Origin of the sequence: Tsukamurella asaccharolytica, from assembly GCF_007858435.1 — a bacterium.
In the GTDB taxonomy this organism is placed as follows: Bacteria; Actinomycetota; Actinomycetes; order Mycobacteriales; family Mycobacteriaceae; genus Tsukamurella; species Tsukamurella asaccharolytica.
The window spans coordinates 1-537 of sequence record NZ_VIGW01000069.1; the positions used below are offsets into that span (position 1 = coordinate 1).

General features: G+C 45.4%; 1 protein-coding gene. It reads right to left on the reverse strand.

Annotated elements, in window-relative coordinates:
* Positions 1-476: DUF1834 family protein (locus FK529_RS20975; RefSeq protein ID WP_146564369.1), on the reverse strand; the 476-nt coding region annotated here is incomplete at its 3' end.
* Positions 477-537: the final 61 nt, after the last annotated feature.

A 537-nucleotide genomic window follows, 5' to 3' on the forward strand; every position in this document is an offset into this window, starting at 1 on the left:
TCCAAAAGCTGTGAGTTATCAACTACCGCACTCCATTCAATCGCAAAAACAGAGAGCGCATTGCGTTGCACAATGTAATGATTGAAGAGAGAACGGATGCCGGTAGGCTTTAATCCTCGATAGACAATGCCGCCTAATGTCTGATTGGTGAGGAGATAACGCACTGCTTTAATTAGATTGTAAGTGCCGATCTCATACTTATAAGCGCCGCCTTTGCGGGCTGATTCTTCTGATCTGACTGATTGAACGGCAATCATCGTAACAAAGCGATGCTCTTCCAAGTAGCGACTTCTTGAAGTAGATCGCGCTTCAAGCGATGCGCCGGCATATGTCACCCAAATTGAGGGCATAGCACGAATCGTATTAAAGAGATCATCTCCATCAAGCTCACCGCCGTAGGATTTAACTTCTCGAACGATCTCGCCTAAGCCTTCCTTCAACCGTTCAACAATCCGATTTTCAATCTGCTCAGTCATAAGATTCCTCTAACGATTTTGGCGGCTAAAGACAGAAGGACTCTGATTAGGGAACATGATG